Genomic DNA, 23,762 nt, shown 5'->3' on the forward strand with positions numbered 1-23,762 from the left:
GAGTACCTTGGGCGGCGAAGAGGGAGGACCACCATGGCAACTCTCGAAGGCCGCGACGCGACCGCTCTGCTGGTGCTCGACGTGCAGAACGGTGTGATCGGCAACGCGTACAAACGCGACGAGGTCGTGGAGAACATCCGCGCTCTCGTCGAGAAGGCGCGAGCGGCTGAGGTCCCCGTCGTCTGGTTCCAGCATTCGGACGATCATGTGCCGCTGGGCAGCGAGGCATGGCAGTTCGTGGCAGAGCTGGATCGGCGCAATGACGAGCCGGTGGTCCCCAAGCTCTACCCTGATGCGTTCGAGGAGACGACTCTGGGTGCCGTACTCGCCGATCTCGGCGTGGGCCGGATCGTGGTGACCGGAGCACAGTCGGACCAGTGCATCCGCGCGACCATCCACGGCGGAATCACCCGCGGATACGACGTCACCCTCGTCGGGGACGGCCACACGACCGAGGATCTCAGCGAGTGGGGTGCACCGCCGCCCGCCGTGGTGATCGGCCTCACGAACTTCTCCTGGGCCGAGCACCAGGCACCCGGGCGCACGGCCGAGGTGGTCGACGCAGCGGACGTGGACTTCGGCTGAGGTCGCACGAGGGGCCGCCGCGACGCGGACCGGCAGAAGCACGGCGACGCCGGCACAGCGCCGGGAAGCACGGCGACGGCGGTGCGGTGCCGGCCGTTGCTCGGCCCCGTCGATAGGCTCATGCGATGTTTCCGTCAGGGCTGTCGATGTTGTGGGAGCAGACCGATCCGCGCGTCGCGCTGCGGGAGCGTTTCGGATTCGAACGGTACGAGGAAGCCGTCACCTGGCTCGGCGAGGAGCTCGCACGTTCCTGGGCGCTCGAGGTCGTGGAGTGCGACCGCATCCTGATCAGCGCCCACAACGCGATCGCCTGGGTGCGCACGGCGGATCAGCACCTGGTCGTGAAGTGGTCCCGCGCGTATCCGCTGTTCGCACGGTTCTCGGCGGTCGCCGATCTGGTCGGCCGGCTGCACGAGGCGGGGATGCCGGTGGTGCCGCCGATCGCATCCGTCGCGGGAGACTCGCGCGTCGTCGTGCGACCGCGCGGCGTGCAGCTGTCGATTGCGGTGCAGAGGAACGTCGAGGCGAACCATCTCGACGTCGCCGACGACGAGGCTGTCCGCAACGCGGGCGCCGTGCTTGCGCGGTTGCACGGCGCGTTCGCGAGCTCTCGGGACGAGCGGCTGAACCACAATCCGCAGCGCTACGGCGAGACCGCACCGCCGGCGGACCTGCGGGTGCGCATCCTGCGATGGCTCGACGAAGACGACGTCGGTCGAGCGCCGGGTGCGTCTGCCCGGCTGCGCGTCGCCGTCGAGTCCCTGCGCCCGCTCGAGGTGCCGCGGCAGCTGATCCACGGCGACTACCGGTCGGGAAACATCCTCACCGCAGGATCCGAGGTGGTCGCCGTGCTCGACTTCGACGAGGTCTCGCTCGACCACCGCATCACCGACATCGCGAACTCGCTCGTGCTGCTCCGCACACGATTCACGCAGTGGAGCCCGACGCCGCAGGAGGTCCGCGACACGTTCCTCGCGGGGTATCAGGCGGTGCAGCCGCTCGGTGCAGACGAACGGCGCTGGCTGGATGCCGTGCTGCTGTGGCGGGGGATCCTTGCGATCCCGGCGGGCGACGACCCGTACGGCTGGGCGGACGCGCTCTGATCGAGCCGCGCTCCGCATCCGGCTCCCGCGCGCCCTCGCTACCGTTGACTCCGTGACCTTCGCCCCCGCTCCCGCCTTCACGACCCGTCCCACCCTCCGTGGCACGTTCGGCGTGGCCGCTTCAACCCATTGGCTCGCCACCGCGAGCGCCCAGTCGGTCCTCGAGCGCGGCGGCAACGCGTTCGACGCCGCCGTCGCCGCGGGCTTCGTGCTGCACGTGGTCGAACCGCACCTGAATGGTCCCGGAGGCGACCTCACCGGGCTGTTCCGAACCGCTGACGGCGACGTCCGCGTGCTCATGGGGCAGGGTCCCGCCCCCACCGCCGCGACGCTGGAGCGCTACCGCGACGTCGAAGGACTGGCGGATGTCCCCGGTGCGGGCGCGCTCGCCGCCGCCGTCCCCGGGTCGGTCGCCGCGTGGCTCTGGCTGCTGGCCGAGCACGGCACGTGGGAGCTGGGGGACGTGTTGGCGTACGCGATCGGATATGCCGAGCACGGGCATCCGGTGCACCAGAACGTGGTCACGACGATCGAGCGGATCCGCTCGCACTTCCTGGCGCACTGGCCGACGTCAGCGGCGCTGTGGCTCGATGGAGAGGGCAACGCCCCCGAGGTGGGCGAGGACATCATCAACCCGACCTATGCCTCCCTGCTCAGGCGGCTGATCGACGCGGGGGAGGGACGGGTGACGAGGGCGGAGCGGATCGCCGCCGCCCGTGAAGCCTGGTCGACCGGATTCGTCGCGCAGGCGATCGAGCGCTTCGTGCGCACACCGCATCGTCACAGCGACGGCCGCGATCACGTCGGCGTGCTCGCGGCTGCGGATCTGGCGGCCTTCCACGCGGGAGAGGAAGAGCCGGTCAGCATTGATTTCCGAGGTTTCACGGTGCACAAGGCGGGGCCGTGGGGGCAGGGGCCCGTGTTGCTGCAGACCCTCGCCATCCTCGACGCATACGGTCGGCGGCACGGACTCGACGACGAGCACCTGGATCCGTCGACCGCGGTCGGCATCCATGTGATCGCCGAGGCGGAGAAGCTCGCGCTGGCCGACCGGGATGCCTGGTACGCGGACCCGCGATTCGCCGACGTGCCGCTGGCCACCCTGCTCTCTCCGGAGTACGCGGAGGCCAGGGCCTCGCTCATCGGCGACGAGGCGAGCGCCGAGCTGCGCCCCGGATCGCCCGACGGCCGCACGCCGTACCTCCCGATGGTCAAGGCGGGAGTCGGCAAGGACGGACTCGCGGATGTCGACGACGGGTCCGCCGACTCTGGTGCCGACAACACCGACGGCACCTCGTACGGTGAGGCGTCGTCCGCCGCGCGAAACGATCTGCCGGCAGGCATCGGCGAACCGACCGTCGATCGGCACGGCCAGACCAGGGGTGACACCTGCCACCTCGACGTCGCCGACCGCTTCGGCAACGTGGTGACCGTCACCCCGTCCGGCGGGTGGCTGCAGTCGTCGCCGACCATCCCGGAGCTGGGCTTCTGCCTCGGCACCCGCCTGCAGATGGCGTGGCTCGATCCCGAGTCCCCTGCTGTGCTGCGGCCGGGCGCCCGCCCGCGCACGACGCTTTCGGCAACGCTGGTGACCGCATCCGCTCCCGACGGCGGCACGCGAGTGCTCACGCTCGGCACGCCGGGCGGCGACCAGCAGGACCAGTGGCAGCTGCCCGCCCTGCTGCGGATGCTCGTGGCCGGCTGGGATCCGCAGGCCGCCATCGACGCCCCCACGTTCCACACCACCAGCCACGTCTCCAGCTTCTGGCCGCGCGTGTGGGAGCCCGCTGGTCTCGTCGTCGAGGATCGCGTCGGATCCGACGTGATCGCCGAGCTCGAGCGCCGCGGACACCGGGTGACCGTCTCCGGATCGTGGACTCTGGGGCGCCTCAGCGGCGTCGGCAGCATCACGTCACATGGGGTGTCGTCGCCGCGGGAGCTGTGGGCAGCGGCGAACCCGCGAGGGGTGCAGGGGTACGCGTCGGGGCGGTGAGCTCGGTACGCTGCCGCTACCGTCGATCCCATGGCAGACATCGCATACCGCACCCTCGGTCCCTCCGGCCTCGTCGTTTCGACGGTGGGCCTCGGCTGCAACAACTTCGGCCGACCCGATACCCGCACCCAGACCCAGGAGGGCACGAGCGCGGTGCTCGATGCCGCCGTCGACGCTGGTGTCACGTTCCTCGACACGGCGGACGTGTATGGCAAGGAGCCGGGCCTCAGCGAGACGCTCATCGGCGTCGCGCTGAAGGGCAAGCGCGATCGCGTGGTGCTCGCCACGAAGTTCGGCATGGACATGCGGGGGACGAACGGTCCTGACTGGGGTGCCCGCGGTTCGCGGCGCTACGTGCGGCGCGCGGTCGAGGCATCCTTGACCCGGTTGCAGACGGACTGGATCGACCTGTACCAGCTGCACCGTCCGGATCCGCTGACGCCCATCGAGGAGACCCTCGACGTGCTCGACGACCTCATCACCGAGGGCAAGGTGCGCTACATCGGGCACTCGAACTTCGCCGGATGGCAGATCGCCGATGCCGAGTATCAGGCGGTGCTGCACGGGCATCCGCGGTTCGTCTCGGCGCAGAACGAATACAACCTCGTGCGACGGGATGCCGAGCGCGAGGTCCTTCCGGCGGTGAACGCGTACGGGCTGGGCTTCCTGCCCTTCTTCCCGCTGCACAACGGCCTCTTCACCGGCAAGTTCTCACGGTCGGGCGGACCCGACGACAGCCGGATCATGCGGCAGCGACGTCACATCATCGACGAGGCGCCGTGGGATGCCCTTGACGCCTTCCAGCGCTTCTGCGACGTCCGCGACATCTCCATGCTGCAGGCCACGTTCGGCTGGCTGCTGGCGCAGCCCGGTCTCGCCAGCGTGATCGCCGGTGCGACTTCCGCAGAGCAGGTCACCTCGAACGCGGACGCCGCCACGGCCTGGACGCCGACGGCAGACGAGGTGGATGAGGTCTCGGCGCTGTTCTCGGCGTGAGCGAGCCTTCAGCCGCCTCGTTGTATCGCTTGTGTTATAACTACTAATACAAGCGATACAGGGAGGCGCGATGCAGATCGAGATCGATCCGATCTCCGAGGTCCCGCTGTACCAACAGCTGCGCGACCGCGTCGTGGAGGGCATCGCCGCCGGACGGCTGCGCCCGGGCGACAAGCTCGCGCCGGTGCGGCAGCTGGCCGGCCAGTTCGGCATCAACATCGCCACGGTCGGCAAGGGATACGACCTGCTGCGGGCCGAGGGACTGGTGCGCACGAACCGCACGGTCGGATCCGTCGTCGCACGCGGCCCGCACACAGCCGATTCGGCTGCCGAGTGGGATGCCGCGGCGCGGGCGGGCTGGGAGGCGCGACTCACGACAGTGCTCGCGGAGGCCGTCGCGCAGGGTGAGACGGATGGGACGGTGCTGAAGGCCGCGCGGAGCATCCTCGCCGATTTCGCCCAGCAGCGCACGACCGGTGACACCGGAGCAGGAGAGAACGACAACCGATGAACGCCGCAGTCTTCGTCACGATCCTTGTGACTTTGGTCGTCATCGCAGCGATCATGCTGCTCCTGCCTGCCATGATGCCGCCGACGATTCCGATGGGCGTCAGCGTGCCGGTCGCCCGGCAGGACGAGCCGGTGATCAGGTCGGCTCGCCGTCGCTACTACGTGATGATCGGTGCCGCCTGGTTGCTGGCCGTCGTCGTGCTCGTGGCGCTGGTGTTCGTCGCACCCGTAGCCGCCTCGATCGTCAGCACCCTGCTGTTCGTGGTCGGAACCGTCGTGGCGTACATCATCGCCCGACAGGCGATCGTGCGGGCCAAGCACGATGGCCAGTGGTACAAGGGCGTCAAGGTGCGCCTGGTCGGATCGGTGACGGTCGACCCGGTGCACGCGCCGGTTCCGGCCGGATGGTTCGCGGCATCCCTGCTCCTGCTCGCGATCGCCGCCGCGATCGGCGTCGGCGTGTACGACTCGCTGCCCGCGCAGGTTCCGATCCACTGGGACGCCGGGGGCGCGCCGGACGGCTTCGCCGTGAAGAGCGTCTGGGCGGTGTTCGGCCCGCTCATCATCGGCGGGATCGTGCTCTGCGGTGTCTTCGCCCTGTCGTTCCTGAACCGCGTCGTTCCGGTGCGAGGGCTCCCCTCCTCGGGCGGCGAGGGAAATCTGGTGCGCGCACGCGCCATCCGATCGGCGGTTTCCGCGCTGCTCGGCCGAGTGATGTTCGTGATCACCCTGGCGCTGGCCTGGATCTCGGTCGCCTCCTGGCTGTTCCCGCAGACGCACTCGGCGGTGGCGGCCGGCAGCTTCGTGATGCTGGGGCTCATCCTGCTCGTGCTGGTGCTGTTCCTCCTGCGGTGGAGCCGGATCGTCCGCAGTGGCGTGCCGAAGCCGACGGACTCGACGTCCGCGGCGGATGCCCCAGACGACGACCGCTTCTGGAAGGCCGGCGTCTTCTACGTCAACCCCGACGACCCGTCGATCATGGTGCCGCGACGCTTCGGCGTCGGCTGGACGATCAACCTCGGGCATCCGGCGGGCATCGCGATCGGCGTGGTTCTGCTCCTCGTCGTCGTCGGCCTCATCGTGTTCGCCATGGTCGCGCGGGCCCCACGCTGATCTCGAGTCAGTCGATCCAGGGACGTCCGGGGCTCAGGTCGACGCACCTCAGCAGCATCCGAATCCGCTCCACTGGAACCCTCGCAGCACAGGAGGAAACATGACACCCGACGAAGGCACTGCTCGGTCAGGGACAGCGGCGTCTGCCGATCAGCTGCGCGCCGTAGAGGCGGACGCGGCATCCGCGTCGCCGTTCCCCACGAAGGTGCCCTGGCTCGCCATCGGCACCTATGTCGTCATCGCCTTCGGGCTCGCCTGGCTCATCTGCCTGCCGCTCTGGCTGAGCGGGCGGGGCCTGAACACTCCGGGGGCGATCTTCCTGATGATCGGCATGATGTACACGCCCGCCGCGGCCGCTCTCATCGTGGCGCTCTTCGTGCAGCGTCCGCGCCCGCGATCGCTCAGGGAGTACCTGGGCGTGTGGCCGCTGACGCCGGCGAAGCGCGTCATCGGCCTCATCGTCATCGGGCTGGTGGGCAGCATCCTGGTCGTCATCGTGAGCGTTTTCGCGGCGGCGGCACTCGGGCTCGTCAAGCTGGACCTCGTGCACTTCTCGGCATTCAGAGAGGTGATCGAGGCCGCAGCACACGGCACGACCATCCCGTTGCCGATCGGGCTTCTGGTGCTGATCCAGCTCGTGTCTCTGCCGTTCGGATCCGTCTTCAATGCACTCGCCACAGTGGGCGAGGAACTCGGCTGGCGGGGCTCGCTGCTGCCGAGCCTGCGGCCGCTCGGCACGTGGCCGGCACTCATCTTGACCGGCGTCATCTGGGGTCTGTGGCACGCGCCGATCATCCTGCTCGGTTACGACTTCGCCCAGCCGAACCTGTTCGGCGTGCTCATGATGGTCGGCGGATGCCTGTTCCTCGGCATCCTCATCGGCTGGCTGCGCCTGCGCAGCGGCTCGGTCTGGCCGTCGGTGTTCGCTCACGCGGGATTCAACGGCGCCGCCGGGATCCTCACGGTGCTCGCGGCCGCCGGATCCTCGCCGGATCCCGTGATCGTGGGCCCGCTGGGATTCGTCCCGTGGACCGTCATGGCCGTGATCGCCGTGGCGCTCGTGCTCACCGGTCAGTTCCGCAGGCAGCCGAGACTCGGCAGTGTGCAGCGGCCGGCGGCCGTCGCCGCTTCGTAACCCGGATGCTGGATGGCCGGTTGCTCTGGCGGTCGGCCGCACTGCGTCGGTCCGCCCTCCGGCCCCCGAGCCGGCGGCTCAGCCGTGCATCATCGGCTGAGTCGTGCCTTGTCTGCTCAACCGGACGTCAGCGCCACCGGATGCTGCCGCCGGTAACGCCGCGCCAAGAGTGTGACGGCCATGCCGCCCGCCACGATCGACACCGACGAGCCGAGCAGCACCGCGAGCACGCCCTCGTCGCGCACCTCGGCACTCTGCGCGAACGCCAGTTCGTTCATCAGGAGCGACACGGTGAAGCCGATTCCGCCGAGCGCGGCGACGACCAACGCGTCGGCGAGCCCCAGCGACGGACCCGAACCACGACCGAGCTTCCCGCCCAGCCATCCGCCGATCGAGATCCCGACGAACTTGCCGACGGGCAGCGCGACCAGGATCCCCCAGAACGACGCGGACAACTCGGAGAGCGGCACGGACGGGATCGTGACCAGCGCAGCGGAGAACGCGAAGAGCGGCAGGACGATGCCGTTCGACCACGGTTCCAGTACGTGCGTCACACGCCTGGCGGGTTCGCGTGACATGACGAGTCCCAACCCGACGCCGGCGATGGTCGGGTGCACGCCGGAGCCGTGCACCAGCGCCCAGGCGAGCAGGGCGACGAGCACCATGAGCACCGCGACAGGTGCGCGCATCCTGCCGTGCAGCATTCTGCTGAGGAGCCCGAAGGCCACGACGGCGACGGCCGCCAGCCCGAGGTCGATCAGGTTCGGATCTGACGTGAAGAGCACGGCGATGATGATGATCGCGATGAGGTCGTCGAGCACCGCGAGCGCGAGCAGGAAGACGCGGATGCGACGCGGCAGTCCCCGTCCGAACACGGCGAGCACGCCGAGTGCGAAGGCGATGTCCGTCGCGGTGGGCACCGGCCATCCGGATGCGTAGTCGCTGCCCGCGGTGAACACGAGGTACACGAGTGCTGGGGCGATCACGCCACAGACCGCGGCGATCGCCGGATGCAGCGCCTTCTGCCACGAGCTGAGCTCGCCCACCGTGAGCTCGTGTCGCAGCTCGACGGCGACGACGAAGAAGAACACGGCGAGGAGCCCGTCGCTGATCCAGTGCGAGACGCTCAGCTCGAGCCCAGCGGGTGGCACTCCGAGCGGGATCTCCATCAGGCGCTGCAAGGCCGGCCCCGCAGCGGTGTTCGCGAGCACGAGGCCCAGTGCCGCGGCGCCCAGCAGGATGCCGGCAGCACCGCGTTCGGACCGGATCAGGCTCATGCGGGCACCCCTCGTCGCGACCGCGGATGAGACATGCCGCTCATCACGAGCGGCGGCAGCCGCGAGCCGACCAGACTTCCCGGCACACCAGCAGCGAGTCTATCCGGTGGCCGGCGTCAGACTGCCGCGCCGCCGATCGGTGTCACGAGGCAGATCACGTGGCCGTCAGGATCGTGCAGCACCACCTGCCGCTCGCCCCACGGCTCGTCATCCGGACCGTGCACGACCTCTGCTCCGGCAGCGACCGCGGCCGTCGTCGCCCGATCGACGTCATGGACGGTGATGGTCGCGGCGATGCCGTGCTCGCCGGGAGTCGGCTGCCGTCTGTGCAGCATGACCTCGACACCGCCGGCGTCAAGGGCGGCCACGTCGTCGTTCGACCACGTCACAGGGAGCCCGAGCGCTTCGGCATACACGCCGAGCGACCGCTCGAGATCCGACACCGACACGACGATCCGACTCACGCTGGTCACCCCGCAAGCCTAGGGGTACGACGGCACCGACGAGCACGGCTGCGGGCGAGCACCCGTGACACGATGAGATCCGACGACGGGAGGCCGTGATGACCGATGACACGGGCGACAGCCGCAACGAGAGGCGGGCCGGCGACGACCGGTCGCGACTCGACCTGTTCGCGGATGCCATGGCATCCGTTCTCGACACATGCGTCTGGTCGCAGACCATGACGCACGAGACGCTCGTGCCGTACCTGATCGAGGAGTCGTACGAACTGGTCGAGGCGATCGAGGCCGGCACGACCGACGAGATCATCGAGGAGCTCGGCGACGTGCTGTGGCAGGTGGCGTTCCACTCCGAGGTCGCGTCGCGAACGGCAGGGGAGGAGTTCGACATCGAGGATGTCGCCCAGCGCGTCACCGAGAAGATGGTGCGTCGTCATCCGCACGTCTTCGGCGACGAGGTCGCCGACACGCCGGAGGAGGTGCTGCGGCTCTGGACGGCGGCCAAGGCCGCCGAGAAGACCACTCGACGCAGCGTGCTCGACGGCATTCCTCGCTCGATGCCGGCGCTGGCGCTGGCGGACAAGGTGCTCGGACGCGCTGCACGCCTCGGCGTTGCGCCGCCGCCCGCCGAACTGTCCGAGCGAGCGCAGCGAGACGAAGGACCCGCCGTCTGGCACGACGAAGGCGGGCTCGGCGCTCTGCTGCTGTCCATCGTGGCGTCGGCGCGCGAGCACGGCCTCGACGCCGAGCGGGCGCTGCGCGTCGCGGTGCGTGAGCTCGAGGACGAGGTCAGGGCCGCAGAGCTGTCCTCTTCCGATCACGACTGAGGCGCGGCATCCGCCTGCTCAGGCGATCACCGCTCGTGCGATCACGACGCGGCGGCGGCCTCCGTCGGAGTCGTGGAGGTGCCGACCTGCGGCGAACGCCGCGTTGGCATGAGCAGCACGGCGGCCAGGAGCGCGACGCCGATGACGGCGATCGCGAGGAAGACGAGGTGCGTGGCGACCTGGAGCTGCGGGCCGTGCGGAGCGCCATCCGGTCCGACTGTCGCGTTCGCGTTGACGATCGCGCCGAACACCGCGACACCGACCGCCGAGCCGATGGAGCGTGCGAACATGTTCGTGCCCGTCACGAGTCCGCGCTCCTGCCAGTCGACCGAGCTCTGCGCGCCGATCAGCGTCGGCACGGCGGTGAGGCCCATGCCGGCGCCGATCACGAAGCAGAACAGTGCGACCAGCCAGATGCTGGTGCCGGCGGCGAGCGTGGTGAGGAGTGCGGTGCCGACGACGACGATCGCCGATCCGATCACGGCGGTCCAGCGGAATCCGATCCGCAGGTAGAAGCGCCCGGCGATGGACGCCGTCAGTGGCCAGCCGACGGTCAGGGCCGCCACCGCGAATCCGGCGATCAGCGCACTCGTGCCGAGCACGTCCTGCGCGTAGATCGGCACGTAGGTCGTGAGTCCCAGCACCACGGCGCCGATGATGAGAGATGCGAGTGTCGAGCTCCAGATGATGCGCCGCTTCAGCACGCCGAGCGGCAGGATCGGATGCTCCGCCCTCAGCTCCACGAACACGAACGCCACCAGCGCGGCCGCTCCCGCCGCGAAGATCACGATCGACACGGCGGAGTTCCACGCCCACGCCGTCCCGCCCTCGAGCAGCCCGAGGATGACGAGCGCGGTTCCGACCGTCAGGAGGATCGCCCCCGCGTAGTCGATGCGCGGACGGCTGCGCTGGATCCCGCCATCGACGTGTCGCTTCTCGTCGAACTTGCGCCACAGCATCCAGGCCGCGAGCAGCGACAGCGGAATGTTGATGAAGAAGATCCACCGCCAGCTGACGAACTCGCTGAACACACCGCCGAGCGTCGGACCGACGACGGCGGAGACACCCCAGACGCTGGCGAGGTAGCCCTGGGTCTTCGCCCTCTCCTGCAGCGTGTAGATGTCGCTGGCGATGGTCATGCTCATCGGCAGCACGGCGCCCGCACCGAGGCCCTGGATCACGCGGGACGCGATGAGCACGGGCATCGACCAGGCGAAGCCGGCCAGGATCGAGCCGACGAGGAACAGGCCGATGCCGATCAGCATGAGGTGCTTGCGGCCGAAGAAGTCGGCGAGGCGGCCGTAGATCGGCACGGAGACGGCCTGGGCCAGCACGTAGATGGAGAACAGCCACGGGATCTGTGCGAAGTTGCCGAGCTCACGGGCGATCGAGGTCGAGGCGGTCGCGATGATGGTCGAGTCGAGCGCGACGAGCGCGGTGGCCAGCATGAGCGAGAGGAGGATGGGACCGCGTTCGGAACGAAGCCCGACGCTGCGGCGTGAAATCGTGTTCTCTGACATCGTCAGGTGCAATCCGGATGCGGTCTCCGGTATTCCCTCCGCGGCGAGACGGCCTCGCCGCACGTGACGGCCTCTGACCGCTTCAGGTCCCTGGAAGAATGAACGCATGGCTCAAACCGTGAACCCGCCCCGCGGCATGCGCGACTTCCTCCCCGCAGACAAGGCCCGCCGCGAGCACGCGTTGGGCGTCATCCGCTCCAGCTACGCGGCACAGGGCTTCGACGAGATCGAGACGCCGGTCATGGAGGATGCCTCGCGCCTGCACTCCGGGCTCGGCGGCGACAACGAGAAGCTCGCGTTCGGCATTCTCCGTCGCGGCCTGACCGCGGATGCCGTGGCCGAGCTCGCCGCGTCAGGCGACCTCGAGGGACTCACGGATCTCGGCCTCCGCTTCGACCTCACCGTGCCGCTGGCGCGGTTCTACGCCAGCCACCGTGCGGCGCTGCCGAGTGTCTTCAAGGCGATCCAGATCGCGCCGGTGTGGCGCGCCGAGCGTCCGCAGAAGGGCCGCTACCGGCAGTTCGTGCAGTGCGACATCGACATCATCGGCGAGTCCGGAACGGTCGCCGAGATCGAGCTCATCACATCGACGATCACCGCGCTGGAGGCGCTCGGGCTCACCGGGTGCACGATCCGCATCAACCACCGCGCCATCCTGCGCGGCCTCATCGCGTCGTGGGGCGTCGCCGAGGCGGACTACGAGCGCGCCATGATCACCATCGACAAGGAAGACAAGATCGGTGTCGAGGGTGTCGTCGCGGAGCTCGTCACGCTCGGCCTGGTCGACGAGGCGAGCGGTGCCGTCGTCGCCGAGAGTCTGTCGGGTCTGCCCGACGACGGCTGGAACCTCGAGCGGGGAGTCGTGCCGCCGCCGGCGTGGCTCGACACGGATGCCTATGCCAGCCTCCACGGGATACGTGACGCCGTTGCCGCGGTCGCCCCCGGGACCCCGCTGGTCTTCTCGCACAACCTGGTGCGCGGGATGGGCTACTACACGGGCGCGATCTTCGAGATCCAGCACCCGGAATTCGGATACTCGCTCGGGGGAGGCGGCCGCTACGACGGCATGATCGGCCGTTTCCTCGGCACGGACGTGCCCGCCGTCGGCTTCTCCCTCGGTTTCGAGCGCATCGTCGACCTCGTCGACGTTCCGGAGGAACAGGCAGCCGACGCAGTGGTGCTGGTCTACGACCGCGACGTCGACCCGACGACGCTGTTCCGCCTGAAGGCCGAGCTGGTGGACTCCGGCGCCAGGGTGCGAGTCGAAAAGCGCGTGAAGAACCTCAAACCGCTGTTGGAGCGCCTCACCGAAGCCGGCTACACCCGCTTCGCAACGGTCGGGTCCGACACCGCGGACGTCTCCGCGCTGCAGTTCCGCGCGCTCGGCTGATCGGCGCAGCTCACGCTCACCCTCTCAACCGCGCCATGTGCGCGCTATTGCGCCAGCGAGAGCGGCGCAATAGTGCGCACGTGGCGCAGTAGCAGGTGAGAGCGAGGTCACTCTCGCAGTGCTGCCAACGTGCGGGTGACACGCACAAACAGTTCGCGGTCGACACTCACGCCGTTGTCGCGTAGCGCGAGCACCGCGGCGCCGACGGCGCCGTCGGCCACCTTGCGGATCTCGGTGACGCCTTCCAGCCCGTCGACGGGGAGCCCGAGCGCCCCCAGAACACCGCCGCCGCACACCACGGGGCCGCGCACGTCTGCCGAGTCGATCGAGGCGAGGGTCGTGTGCAGGCCGGCACGGGCATCCGCGATGATGGTCGTCGCGAGCGGATCGTCGCCGGCCGCGAAGACGAGCGGCGCGAACCGCGCGAGCTCGATGGGTCGCAGCGCGTACACCTCGTCGACGAGGTGCTTGAGCGACTCGACGCGTCCGTCCTCTGCATCGAGGATCCGCAGATCCAGCGGGATGCCGAGCGTGTCGAGCAGCAGCGGCGTGAGCGCCGTCGCCGGGCCGCGATCGTCGAGGTGGTCGGAGACGGCGCGCACGACGCGGCGTCCGATCCAGAATCCGGATCCGTCGTCGCCGAGCAGCCAGCCGAGACCGTCGGCCGCCCGGTTCGGCCGCCCGTCGACCACACGGATGGCCGCCGCGCCGGTGCCGGCGACGATCGCGTAACCCGACGCCTCCCAGGCCCCCGAGCAGAACGTCGCGAGCAGGTCGGACTCGAACCTGACAGCGCCCGACACACCGATCGACGCGAGCGGACCGCCGATCCATGCGCTCGACACGTGCGCACGCGAGCCGGCCATCGCAAGCACCGGGGTGGTGTCGATGGCGGCGGCTTCCGCCTGCTGGAGTGCGGTCGCCACAGCGGAGGTCACTTCACGAGCGGCATGTTCCGTGCCTGATGAGATCGGATTTCCGGATCCTGCGCGACCGTAGCCGAGGCATTCGCCATCCATCGTCAGCACGATGGCGCGAGTCGAGGTACCGCCGGCGTCGACGGCGAGCAGATTTCCCATTGGTTGCTTTTCGGTTTCGGGTCTTGATCCTGGGGCGAACAGTCCTGATAATACTTTTCAACCATCCCCCGAAGAAGTGAGACGGATTTTCACGTGAACGCAGCACCCGAACTGACGAACGACCAGGGCAGCGCCCAGGCCGTCGTCACAGGCCCGGGAGTAGGCATGCGCATTCAGTCTCGACTGCCGCAGATGTCGCAGGCAATGGCGAAGATCGCCACGCTCCTGCTGGAGTCCCCCGATGCCCCGCTGCGACTGTCCATCACCGAGCTCGCCGAGACGGCCGGCACGTCACCCGCCACCGTCACGCGGTTCTGCCGCACCATCGGCTTCTCCGGATACGTCCCGCTGCGCGTCGCCGTCGCCTCCGACGTGGGACGCGAGCGTGCCCGTGAGACGTGGAGCGAGGACATCGGCCGCGCCTTCGGACCTGATGACTCGCCCACCGAGGTCATGAGCACCCTGCTGACCGCGCACACCCGGTCGCTGCACGAGACAGCGGATCTCATCGACCTGGCGCGTCTCGAGCGCATCGCGACGCGGATCGCCACCTGTCACCACGTCGACCTCTACGGCATCGGCGGCAGCGCCATCATGGCCGAGGAGATGCAGTCCCGGCTGTATCGCATCGGCATCAACTCGCACGTGTGGCCCGAGGTGCACACCGGACTCACGAGCGCATCGCTGCAGGACGAGCACTGCGTCGCCATCGGCATCTCGAACACGGGTCGCACCGAGGAGACAATCCAGATGCTCGAGCGCGCCAAGTCGACCGGCGCACTGACGGTAGCGATCACGAACTCTCCCGATTCGCCGCTGGCCCAGCTGGCGCACGAGCACATCGTGACGCTCGCCCATGAGCAGTTCCTGCAGCCGGACGACCTGTCCGCCAAGCACTCGCAGCTGTTCGTGCTCGACCTGCTCTACCTGCTCGTCGCGCAGCAGAACTTCGGTCGAACGACGACGACGCTCGCGGCATCCGCTCTCGCCGTCCTGCCGCATCGCCGTACCGACCGTGCCCACCGTCTTGCGGGACGGGAGTCGCAGCGCAGCGGCCTCGCGGCATCCGACCGATCCACCACGCACGACCACGACAAGGAGCACGCATGACCCGCCTCTTCGACGACTTCCGGCACGAGGCCGCGACGCGCATCGACGCGTTGACGGCCGAGGCGGATGCCGGCGCCCTCGACCCCGCCATCGACATCCTCGTCGAGGCGGTCGCCGCAGGAGGCGTGCTTCAGGCGTTCGGGACCGGCCACTCGGAGGCGTTCGCCATGGAGATCGCCGGTCGCGCCGGCGGACTCATTCCGACGAACCGGATCGCGCTGCGCGACGTCGTGCTGCGCGGATCCCGCACCGTCGACATCCTCGGCGGAAGCGGACTGGAGCGCGACCCGTCTGTCGTCGAAGAGCTCTTCGGACTCTCACCCGTCGGCGAGAACGACGTCTTCCTCATCGCCTCGAACTCGGGTGTCAACGGATCCATCGTCGGCATGGCACTCAAGGCCAAAGAGACCGGTCACAAGGTGATCGCCGTCACCAGCCTGGAGCACACGAACGCAGTCGAGCCGAAGCACCCGAGCGGCCTCAAGCTGCGCGATGTGGCGGATGTCGTGATCGACAACAAGGCACCGTACGGCGACGCGACGCTGGAGCTCGCGGGCGGTGTGAAGGTCGGGGCCATCTCGTCCATCACCGCCGCCTTCATCGCGCAGCTGCTGACGATCGCGGTCGCCGAACGCCTCGCCCTGACAGGGGCGACCCCGCCCGTCTACATCTCGGCGAACATCCCGGGCGGGGACGAGCACAACCAGGCATTGGAGGACCTCTATCGAGACCGGATCACCCGGACCGCCTGACGGCTCGTCCGTCCGGTCGCCTGACGCACCACCCACCACCTAAGAGAAACAAACGAAAGGCAGCATTCGAATCATGACCACAGAGAACAGAGGGCTCAACCGGCGGACGTTCATCCGCGGTGCGTTCGCTGCGGCGGTCGCCGTCCCGATCACGGTGAGCCTCGCCTCGTGCTCCAACGGCGGCGGCGGGGGTGGCGGCGGCGGCACGAAGTCGGCCACCAATCCGTTCGGCATCGCCGAGAGCTCCAAGATCGAAGCCGTGATCTTCAACGGCGGCTACGGCTACGACTACGTGACCTTCGCGGCGAAGATCGTCGACAAGAAGTGGAAGACGACGTCCAAGGTGACGCCGCAGACGAACATCGCTCAGTCGCTGCAGCCGCGTTTCGTCGGCGGCAACCCGCCGGACCTGATCGACAACTCGGGCGCGAACCAGATCGGCTTCAACACGATCCTGAAGAGCCTCGAGACGCTCGACGACGTGTTCGAGGCGAACAACTACGAGGGCAAGAAGATCGCCGACACCCTGTACCCGGGGGTGAAGACACCTGGCACGTTCAGCAACAAGTTCGTCGCGATGAACTACGTGATGACCGTGTACGCGGTGTGGTACTCCGCCAGCCTGTTCGACGAGAACAGCTGGACGCCGCCGAAGACCTGGGACGAGGCTCTCGACCTGGGTGCCAAGGCCAAGGCCAAGGGCAAGTACCTCTTCGTCTGGGGCAAGGAAGCCGCGACCTACTACCTCACGATGGCGCTCAACTCGGCCATCAAGGAGGGCGGCCTCGATGTCATGAACGCGGTCAACAACCTGGAGAAGAACGCCTGGTCGCAGAAGCCGATCCAGGATGTCTTCAACAAGCTCGGGCAGATCGTGTCCGCCGGCTACTTCATCCCCGGAGGCGCCGGCACCCAGTTCACAGCAGCTCAGGCGAAGTGGAGCAACGACCAGCAGGCGATCCTCTACCCGTCGGGCGGTTGGATCGAGAACGAGATGAAGAAGGCCACGAAGGCGGGCTTCAAGATGACGGGCGCGCCGGAACCGACCGTGTCCGACAGCTCGAAGCTCCCGTACACGGCGCTTCGTGCAGCGGCCGGTGAGCCGTACATCGTTCCGTCACAGGGCAAGAACGTCGCAGGCGGCAAGGAGATCATGCGCGCCATGCTCTCCAAGGACGCGGCGACGAACTTCTCGAAGACGAAGCTGGCGCCGACGATCGTCAAGGGCCTTGTCCCGTCAGACGGCTTCGGCTCCACCGCCCTTGTGTCGCAGACGAAGATGCTGGATGCTGCTGGCACCAACATCTTCGACTGGGAGTTCGCCAGCCTGTACGGCCTCAACACCGACCAGCTCGTGATCTGGAATGCGTTCCTGTCCGGGCAGGCCGACGTCGCGGCTCTCACCACCCAAATGCAGGCGATCTCCGACAAGGCCGCGGCATCCAAGTGACGCAAGCAACCAGCACTACGACGACGGGAGGGCGGGTCGCCCCGCCCTCCCGGCGCCGCCGCGCCCAGAAGTGGACCTTCGACAGGGTCAGCTTCATGGCGGTGTTCCTGATCCTCCCCCTGGTGATCTTCCTGGTCTTCGTGATCTGGCCGTTCATCCAGGCCGTCTACTACTCGCTCACCGACTGGGGCGGGTTCTCCCCGACGATGAACTTCATCGGGTTCAAGAACTTCGTGAACCTCGCGCAGGACTCGACGTTCATGCAGGCGGTGCTCAACTGCATCCTGCTGGGCATCGTCGTTCCTCTTGTGACGATCGTCGTCGCGCTTGTCATCGCGAGCGTCGTCACTGTCGCCGGGCCGAGCAAGGGGCAGATCCGCGGCGTGAAGGCTTCCGGGTTCTACCGAACGGTCTCCTTCTTCCCGTACTGCATCCCCGCCATCGTCATCGGCCTCATCTGGTCCCAGGTGTACGACCCGAGTTCCGGTCTGCTCAACGGATTCCTCACCGCCATCGGCCTGAAGAACTTCGAGAACTTCGCCTGGCTGGGTGAGGTGTCGACAGCGATGCCCGCATCCATGTGGGTCATCATCTGGGGCTTCATCGGCTTCTACACGGTGCTGTTCGTCGCGGCGATCAAGAGCATCCCGGCGGAGATCTATGAGGCGGTCCGTCTCGACGGCGCCGGACGATTCCGCACGGCGATCTCCATCACCATTCCGTCGATCCGCGACAACATCCAAACCGCCTACATCTACCTCGGTATCGCGGCCCTCGACTCCTTCGTCTACATGTCAGCACTGTTCCCGAACGCGGGCGGCCCGAAGAACACCACGCTCGTGATCAGCCAGGATCTGTTCAACACCGCGTTCCGCAAGGGCCAGTTCGGCTATGCGACCGCGATGGGCGTCGTGCTCGCGGCGATCACCCTGATCTTCGCTGCGATCGTGTTCCTCGTGAATCGATTGAGCAAGGGCCGAGAGGAGGGCAGGTCATGACCGCCACCGCAAGCGTCGTCACCGCGAAGAAGGGCACGCTGAAGCCGGGGACCAACAAGCAGAAGCTGTCGGCGGGCGACAGGGCCGTCGGCACGGCGTCGCACGTGCTTCTGATCGCATGGTCGTTGGTCGTCGCCATCCCTCTTCTCTGGGTGTTCATGTCGTCCTTCAAGACGACGAAGCAGATCCTCGACAACCCGTTCTCGCTGCCCACCAAGCTCGACTTCTCGAACTACGTCAACGCGTGGAACGGATCGGGCATCGGCAGCTACTTCCTGAACACGTTGATCGTGGTCGGCTTCGCGCTCGTGATCGTCATGATCCTCGGCGCCATGTGCGCCTATGTGCTGGCCAGGTTCAAGTTCTTCGGGGCGCGGGCCATCTACTGGCTCATGCTCGCCGGACTCACCTTCCCGCCGTTCCTGGCGATCGTTCCGTTGTTCAAGATCCTGCAGGGGATCGGCCTGCTGAACACCCTGCCCGGCCTGATCCTCACCTATGTGGCGTTCGCGCTGCCGTTCACGGTGTTCTTCCTGTACTCCTTCTTCCAGGGTCTCCCGGATGAGATCTACGAAGCGGCGCAGGTCGACGGCGCGAGCGAGTGGCGCACGTTCTTCCAGGTGATGCTGCCGATGGCCACCCCCGGTATGGCAGCGGTCGCGATCTTCAACTTCCTCGGGTTGTGGAACCAGTTCCTCTTGCCTGTGGCGTTGAACTCGGACCAGAGCAACTACGTGCTGACCCAGGGCATGGCGCAATTCGCGTCGCAGGCCGGATACTCGGTCGACTTCGGTGCGCTCTACGCGGCAGTGGTCATCACCGTCATCCCGGTCCTGGTCATCTACATCTTCTTCCAGCGCCAGCTGCAGGGCTCGGTGTCCCAGGGAACGATGAAGTAGTCGAGGGATCCCACTGAAGAGGGATGGAAGGCGGCCGTCACCGACGGCCGCCTTCTTCGTGCTGCCGGGTGGGACCGCGCCGATAGACTTGCCGGCGGACAGTCGTCCCTCCCCATCAAGACTTTTCTAAGGAGACCGTTGTGGCTTTGATCGAGGCTGTAGGCGCACGCGAGATTCTGGATTCCCGCGGCAACCCGACCGTCGAGGTCGAGGTTCTCCTCGAAGACGGCACCGTGTCGCGTGCGGCCGTGCCGTCCGGCGCATCCACCGGAGCCTTCGAGGCGTATGAGCTTCGTGACGGCGACAAGTCCCGGTACAGCGGCAAGGGTGTCGAGAAGGCGGTCGACGCCGTGCTCGACGAGCTCGGTCCGGCGATCGAGGGCTTCGAGGCATCCGACCAGCGCGGTGTGGATGCCGCTCTCATCGAGGTCGACGGCACCGAGAACAAGAGCCGCGTCGGCGCGAACGCGATCCTGGGCGTGAGTCTTGCCGTCGCTCGTGCGGCAGCCGACGCCGCGGATCTTCCGCTGTTCCGTTACGTCGGCGGTCCCAACGCGCATGTCCTGCCCGTTCCGCTGTTCAACGTGATCAACGGTGGCGAGCACGCCGACAACGGCATCGACATGCAGGAGTTCTTCCTCGCGCCGATCGGTGCTTCCACCTTTCGCGAGGCGCTGCGTTGGGGGGCCGAGACCTACCACGTGCTCAAGTCAGAGCTCAAGGCCGCCGGCTTCAGCACCGGCCTCGGTGACGAGGGGGGATTCGCGCCCGACCTGCCCAGCAACCGTGAGGGTCTTGACTTCCTCGTCAAGGCGATCGAGAAGGCCGGATTCACCCCGGGCACCGACATCGCGCTGGGCCTGGATGCGGCAGCCACCGAGTTCTTCGAGGACGGCGTCTACACGCTCGACAAGAAGCAGTGGACGGCGCCCGAGCTCATCGACTACTACGCGGATCTCGTCGACGCATACCCGATCGTCACGATCGAGGATGGTCTGGCCGAGGACGACTGGGAGAACTGGGGACTCCTCACCGAGAAGCTCGGCACGAAGATCCAGCTCGTCGGCGACGACCTTTTCGTCACCAACCCGAAGCGTCTGGCGAAGGGCATCGAGCTCGGTGTCGCGAACTCGCTGCTCGTGAAGGTGAACCAGATCGGCACCCTGAGCGAGACCCTCGACGCCGTCGAGATGGCCCACCGCGCCGGCTACACGGCAATGTTCTCCCACCGCTCCGGCGAGACCGAGGACACCACCATCGCCGACCTCGTCGTCGCCACGAACTCCGGACAGATCAAGAGCGGCGCCCCGGCCCGCAGCGAGCGCGTCGCCAAGTACAACCAGCTCCTGCGCATCGAGGAGGAGCTCGACGCGGCGGCGACGTTCGCCGGCCGTAGCGCGTTCCCGCGCTTCACGGCGTAGCGCACCTTCATCGGGGCGGGCTTGCTGCCAGACTTGTCGGCATGCCCGCCTCGAATCGTCGTGCTTCCGCGAACTGGTTGCGTGGCATCCGCTTCTCCTGGTTCAGCCTCGTGATGCTCGGGCTCGTCGTGCTCGGTGTACTGGTCATTGCGCCGACGCTGCATCTCTACATCGACCAGCAGCGCGAGATCGCGCAGTTGCAGAAGAACAACACCGACACGGCGGCGACCATCGCGAACCTGAAGAAGCAGGAGGCGAACTGGAGCGATCCCGACTACATCAAGGCGCAGGCCAGAGGCCGACTGCTCTTCGTGATGCCGGGGGAGACCAGCTATCTTGTGATCGACGATCGGCCGCCGGCACCGAAGAAGGATGCCTCTGAGGTGAGCACCGACATCCAGTCCACGAAGACCGACTGGCTGAGTGCCATCACGGGATCGTTCTTCACGGCGGGCCTGACCGACCAGACCGCATCCCAGCTTTCCCACTGACCCACCTGACAGCAGTTCTCCCATGACAACACCCCCGTTCGATCCGGTGTCGGATCGCGACATCGCGATCGTCTCCGCGCAGCTCGGGCGTCCGGCGCGAGGCGTCATCGGCATCGCCGCGCGATGCGTCTGCGGTGCGCCGACGGTCGTCGCGACAGCGCCGCGGCTCCCGGACGGCATGCCCTTCCCCACGCTCTACTACCTGAGCCACCCGGCTGCGACGGCCGCGATGTCCAGGCTCGAGGCGACGGGCGTCATGGCCGAATTCGCGGAGCTTCTGGCGGATGACGAAGAGTTGCGTGCCGCCTACGAGAAGGCACATCAGGCCTATCTGCGCGACCGGGACGGCATCGAGGCTGTGGAGCAGATCGCCGGATTCTCGGCCGGCGGCATGCCGACCCGCGTGAAGTGTCTGCATGCGCTCGCCGCCCATTCGCTGGCCGCCGGGCCCGGCGTGAACCCGATCGGCGACCTGGCGCTGGAGCGAGGAGACTGGTCGCCGGATGCCTGTGAATGTCCTGACTACGGCTTGCGGTAGATTGGACCCATACTTTTCGTTTCAAGGAGACGCTGCACTGTGCCCAAAATCCTGATCGTCGGCGGCGGATACGCCGGTTTCTACACGGCTTGGAAGCTCGAGAAGTGGCTGCGCAAGGGGGAGGCAGAGGTCACGCTCGTCGACCCGCTTCCCTACATGACGTACCAGCCCTTCCTTCCCGAGGTCTCGGCAGGTGAGATCGAGCCTCGGCACGCCGTGGTGTCCCACCGTCGTCACCTGAAGAAGACGAAGATCATCGGCGCGAAGGTCACCTATGTGAACCACGCCGAGAAGAAGGCCACCATCACTCCGCCCGTCGGCGAGCCGTGGGAGTTCGAGTACGACCAGGTCGTCATCACGGCCGGTGCAGTGAGCCGCACGTTCCCGATCCCGGGCGTCGCGGACCAGGCCATCGGCCTGAAGAACATCGAGGAAGCCGTAGCGATCCGCGACCGCATCCTCGACAACTTCGCCAAGGCCGCCCAGCTGCCTGCTGGCCCCGAGCGCGACCGTCTGCTGACCGTCGTCGTCGTCGGCGGCGGATTCGCCGGCATCGAGGTGTTCGCCGAGCTGCGTGGCTTCGCCAGCGCTCTGCTGCGTCAGTACCCGGAGATCAGCTTCGAGGACACGCACTTCCACCTCATCGAGGCGATGGGCCGCATCATGCCCGAAGTTTCGCTCGAGACGAGCCACTGGGTCATCAAGAACCTCGCACAGCGCGGGGCGGAGATCCACCTCGAGACGCAGCTGCAGAGCGCCGTCGACGGCGTCGTGCAGCTGAGCACCGGCGAGAGCCTCGAGTCCGACCTCATCATCTGGACCGCCGGAGTCATGGCGACGCCGCAGATCGTGCGCCACACCGACCTCCCGATCGAGGAGCGCGGCCGCGTCAAGGTGCGAGCAGACCTCCGCGCCACGACCGACGGCGACGACATCGTCGCCGACGCATGGGCATGCGGTGACGTTGCAGCGGTGCCCGACCTGTCGGGCTTCGGCGTCGGTGGCAACACCGTGCCGAACGCGCAGCACGCCGTCCGTCAGGCCAAGCTGCTCGCGAAGAACATCGTCGCGACGCTGCGTGGCGAGGGAGTCAAGAACTACTTCCACAAGCCGCTCGGCGCCGTGGCCGGTCTCGGCCTCGGCATCGGTGTGTACCAGTGGCGCAAGATCGCCATCAAGGGCTGGCCGGCATGGTTCATGCACCGCGGTTACCACGGCCTGGCAATGCCGAGCTGGGAGCGCAAGTGGCGCGTGCTCGGCGACTGGTGGCTCGACTTCTGGCTTGGCCGGGACAACGTGTCGCTGTCCAAGGTCCAGCAGCCGCGCGAGGCGTTCGAGGAGTTCGCCGCCCGCCCGAAGCCGCCGGTCGAGGCAGCTGCGCCGAAGGCCGACGAGAAGGAGCCCGCGAAGGCATCCGTCTGACACCTCTCAACGGAACGGCCGCATCGGGATGCCCTCCCATGCGGCCGTTCCGCATCTGACGGCGCAGCGCGGTCGGATAACCTGCGTGTGACCGCGTGAGCGTAGCCCCCGTAGCCCAATCGGCAGAGGCAGGCGACTTAAAATCGCTTCAGTCTGGGTTCGAGTCCCAGCGGGGGCACGGCACCAGACGCCCGATGAGATGTGGCCTCCTCAGGAGGGGCGAGCCGCAGGCCGCTCATCGGAACGCGCACACCCGAAGAGGTTCATGCGGATCACAGGGCTGTTGGGCCGTCGGGGCACAGGGCGGGGCCGCCGAACCGGACCGGAACGTCCGACCGGGTGTGAGCGTCAGTTCCAGAGCGTGAGCTTGTCCGGGTTCATCATCAGACGCACATCGGTCACGAGACCGGCGGCGACGCCGAGCGTGACGACGCCGATGACTCGTCCTTCGTCCCACAGTGCAAACCCGAGTCCGTCGCGGGTCTCCTGGTCCAGAACCACGGCCCTCGGATTCTTCCGCAGTGCTCCGAACAGGAACCGAGCCACCTTGTCCGCGCCGAAAATCGGATTGCGTGCCGCTGTGACGATGCCGCCGCCGTCGGAGCGCAGCACCACGTCCGGGTCGAGGACGGAGATGAGACCGGCGATGTCGCCCATGCGTGCGGCAGCGGCGAACGCCTCGACCACCTCGA

23 protein-coding genes and 1 tRNA gene are annotated in these 23,762 nt (G+C 67.7%); 19 read left to right on the plus strand and 5 right to left on the minus strand.

What is annotated here, in order from left to right; genetic code table 11:
- Nucleotides 1-33 precede the first annotated feature (33 nt).
- The 7 genes from ACX9R5_RS09430 (at nucleotide 34) to ACX9R5_RS09460 (ending at nucleotide 7,435) form a co-directional block, all read left to right on the plus strand.
- Nucleotides 34-585: an isochorismatase family protein gene (locus ACX9R5_RS09430; protein ID WP_459408722.1), complete on the plus strand. Its 552-nt coding sequence runs from the start codon at nucleotides 34-36 to the stop codon at nucleotides 583-585.
- Nucleotides 586-710: 125 nt separating this feature from the next.
- The gene (locus ACX9R5_RS09435) at nucleotides 711-1,688 is read left to right on the plus strand and encodes a phosphotransferase enzyme family protein (RefSeq protein WP_459408723.1); all 978 of its coding nucleotides are present in this window, start codon (nucleotides 711-713) and stop codon (nucleotides 1,686-1,688) included.
- Between the two features lie 52 nt (nucleotides 1,689-1,740).
- Entirely contained in the window at nucleotides 1,741-3,681 is a 1,941-nt protein-coding gene (locus tag ACX9R5_RS09440) for a gamma-glutamyltransferase family protein (RefSeq protein WP_459408724.1), read from the plus strand.
- Between the two features lie 30 nt (nucleotides 3,682-3,711).
- On the plus strand, nucleotides 3,712-4,677 hold the full coding sequence (locus tag ACX9R5_RS09445) for an aldo/keto reductase (protein WP_459408725.1): 966 nt from the start codon (nucleotides 3,712-3,714) through the stop codon (nucleotides 4,675-4,677).
- A 70-nt stretch (nucleotides 4,678-4,747) separates the two neighbouring features.
- Nucleotides 4,748-5,188 carry a GntR family transcriptional regulator gene (locus tag ACX9R5_RS09450; RefSeq protein ID WP_459408726.1) on the plus strand — a complete coding sequence of 147 codons (441 nt, stop codon included), beginning with the start codon at nucleotides 4,748-4,750 and terminating at the stop codon, nucleotides 5,186-5,188.
- Nucleotides 5,185-6,300, plus strand: a complete 1,116-nt coding sequence (locus ACX9R5_RS09455) for a DUF5808 domain-containing protein (protein ID WP_459408727.1) — start codon at nucleotides 5,185-5,187, stop codon at nucleotides 6,298-6,300. The genes ACX9R5_RS09450 and ACX9R5_RS09455 overlap by 4 nt, the downstream gene beginning before the upstream one ends.
- A 100-nt stretch (nucleotides 6,301-6,400) precedes the next feature.
- The gene (locus ACX9R5_RS09460; RefSeq protein WP_459408728.1) at nucleotides 6,401-7,435 is read left to right on the plus strand and encodes a CPBP family intramembrane glutamic endopeptidase; all 1,035 of its coding nucleotides are present in this window, start codon (nucleotides 6,401-6,403) and stop codon (nucleotides 7,433-7,435) included.
- 116 nt (nucleotides 7,436-7,551) lie between these two features.
- Here the strand turns inward: ACX9R5_RS09460 and nhaA are convergent, their stop codons facing one another.
- Nucleotides 7,552-8,712: a Na+/H+ antiporter NhaA gene (nhaA, locus tag ACX9R5_RS09465; RefSeq protein WP_459408729.1), complete on the minus strand. Its 1,161-nt coding sequence runs from the start codon at nucleotides 8,710-8,712 to the stop codon at nucleotides 7,552-7,554.
- Nucleotides 8,713-8,828: 116 nt separating this feature from the next.
- A complete protein-coding gene (locus ACX9R5_RS09470; RefSeq protein WP_459408730.1) occupies nucleotides 8,829-9,185 on the minus strand; it encodes a VOC family protein in 357 nt (118 codons plus the stop codon).
- 89 nt (nucleotides 9,186-9,274) lie between these two features.
- Between ACX9R5_RS09470 and ACX9R5_RS09475 the strand changes: the two genes are divergently transcribed.
- Nucleotides 9,275-10,000, plus strand: a complete 726-nt coding sequence (locus ACX9R5_RS09475; protein WP_459408731.1) for a MazG family protein — start codon at nucleotides 9,275-9,277, stop codon at nucleotides 9,998-10,000.
- 41 nt (nucleotides 10,001-10,041) lie between these two features.
- Here ACX9R5_RS09475 and ACX9R5_RS09480 read toward each other — a convergent pair whose 3' ends face one another.
- Entirely contained in the window at nucleotides 10,042-11,520 is a 1,479-nt protein-coding gene (locus ACX9R5_RS09480) for an MDR family MFS transporter (protein WP_459408732.1), read from the minus strand.
- Between the two features lie 106 nt (nucleotides 11,521-11,626).
- Between ACX9R5_RS09480 and hisS the strand changes: the two genes are divergently transcribed.
- Nucleotides 11,627-12,910: a histidine--tRNA ligase gene (hisS, locus tag ACX9R5_RS09485; protein WP_459408733.1), complete on the plus strand. Its 1,284-nt coding sequence runs from the start codon at nucleotides 11,627-11,629 to the stop codon at nucleotides 12,908-12,910.
- A 107-nt stretch (nucleotides 12,911-13,017) separates the two neighbouring features.
- On the opposite strand, the gene ACX9R5_RS09490 is transcribed toward hisS, so the two are convergent.
- Nucleotides 13,018-13,989: an N-acetylglucosamine kinase gene (locus tag ACX9R5_RS09490; RefSeq protein ID WP_459408734.1), complete on the minus strand. Its 972-nt coding sequence runs from the start codon at nucleotides 13,987-13,989 to the stop codon at nucleotides 13,018-13,020.
- A gap of 93 nt (nucleotides 13,990-14,082) precedes the next feature.
- Here ACX9R5_RS09490 and ACX9R5_RS09495 point away from each other — a divergent pair, with 93 nt between their 5' ends.
- The 10 genes from ACX9R5_RS09495 (at nucleotide 14,083) to ACX9R5_RS09540 (ending at nucleotide 23,248) form a co-directional block, all read left to right on the plus strand.
- Nucleotides 14,083-15,099 (plus strand): MurR/RpiR family transcriptional regulator, encoded by a 1,017-nt coding sequence (locus ACX9R5_RS09495; protein WP_459408735.1) that lies wholly within the window; start codon nucleotides 14,083-14,085, stop codon nucleotides 15,097-15,099.
- Nucleotides 15,096-15,851, plus strand: coding sequence for a sugar isomerase domain-containing protein (locus tag ACX9R5_RS09500; RefSeq protein WP_459408736.1), 756 nt, complete (start codon nucleotides 15,096-15,098; stop codon nucleotides 15,849-15,851). The genes ACX9R5_RS09495 and ACX9R5_RS09500 overlap by 4 nt, the downstream gene beginning before the upstream one ends.
- 73 nt (nucleotides 15,852-15,924) lie before the next feature.
- Complete coding sequence (gene ngcE, locus ACX9R5_RS09505; protein ID WP_459408737.1) at nucleotides 15,925-17,301, plus strand: N-acetylglucosamine/diacetylchitobiose ABC transporter substrate-binding protein; 1,377 nt, start codon at nucleotides 15,925-15,927, stop codon at nucleotides 17,299-17,301.
- A 95-nt stretch (nucleotides 17,302-17,396) separates the two neighbouring features.
- A complete protein-coding gene (locus ACX9R5_RS09510) occupies nucleotides 17,397-18,299 on the plus strand; it encodes a carbohydrate ABC transporter permease (RefSeq protein ID WP_459408738.1) in 903 nt (300 codons plus the stop codon).
- On the plus strand, nucleotides 18,296-19,198 hold the full coding sequence (locus ACX9R5_RS09515) for a carbohydrate ABC transporter permease (protein ID WP_459408739.1): 903 nt from the start codon (nucleotides 18,296-18,298) through the stop codon (nucleotides 19,196-19,198). Before ACX9R5_RS09510 ends, ACX9R5_RS09515 begins: the two co-directional genes overlap by 4 nt.
- A gap of 140 nt (nucleotides 19,199-19,338) precedes the next feature.
- A complete protein-coding gene (eno, locus tag ACX9R5_RS09520; RefSeq protein WP_459408740.1) occupies nucleotides 19,339-20,619 on the plus strand; it encodes a phosphopyruvate hydratase in 1,281 nt (426 codons plus the stop codon).
- Nucleotides 20,620-20,660: 41 nt separating this feature from the next.
- Nucleotides 20,661-21,110, plus strand: coding sequence for an FtsB family cell division protein (locus ACX9R5_RS09525; protein WP_459408741.1), 450 nt, complete (start codon nucleotides 20,661-20,663; stop codon nucleotides 21,108-21,110).
- A gap of 22 nt (nucleotides 21,111-21,132) precedes the next feature.
- On the plus strand, nucleotides 21,133-21,648 hold the full coding sequence (locus ACX9R5_RS09530; protein ID WP_459408742.1) for a DUF501 domain-containing protein: 516 nt from the start codon (nucleotides 21,133-21,135) through the stop codon (nucleotides 21,646-21,648).
- Nucleotides 21,649-21,687: 39 nt separating this feature from the next.
- Nucleotides 21,688-23,070, plus strand: a complete 1,383-nt coding sequence (locus ACX9R5_RS09535) for an NAD(P)/FAD-dependent oxidoreductase (RefSeq protein WP_459408743.1) — start codon at nucleotides 21,688-21,690, stop codon at nucleotides 23,068-23,070.
- A gap of 104 nt (nucleotides 23,071-23,174) precedes the next feature.
- Nucleotides 23,175-23,248 (plus strand) — tRNA-Leu (locus ACX9R5_RS09540).
- Nucleotides 23,249-23,418: 170 nt separating this feature from the next.
- On the opposite strand, the gene ACX9R5_RS09545 is transcribed toward ACX9R5_RS09540, so the two are convergent.
- A complete protein-coding gene (locus ACX9R5_RS09545) occupies nucleotides 23,419-23,757 on the minus strand; it encodes a sigma-70 family RNA polymerase sigma factor family protein (protein ID WP_459408744.1) in 339 nt (112 codons plus the stop codon).
- Nucleotides 23,758-23,762 lie beyond the last annotated feature (5 nt).

The sequence above is a fragment of the Rathayibacter sp. CAU 1779 genome (assembly GCF_054551755.1).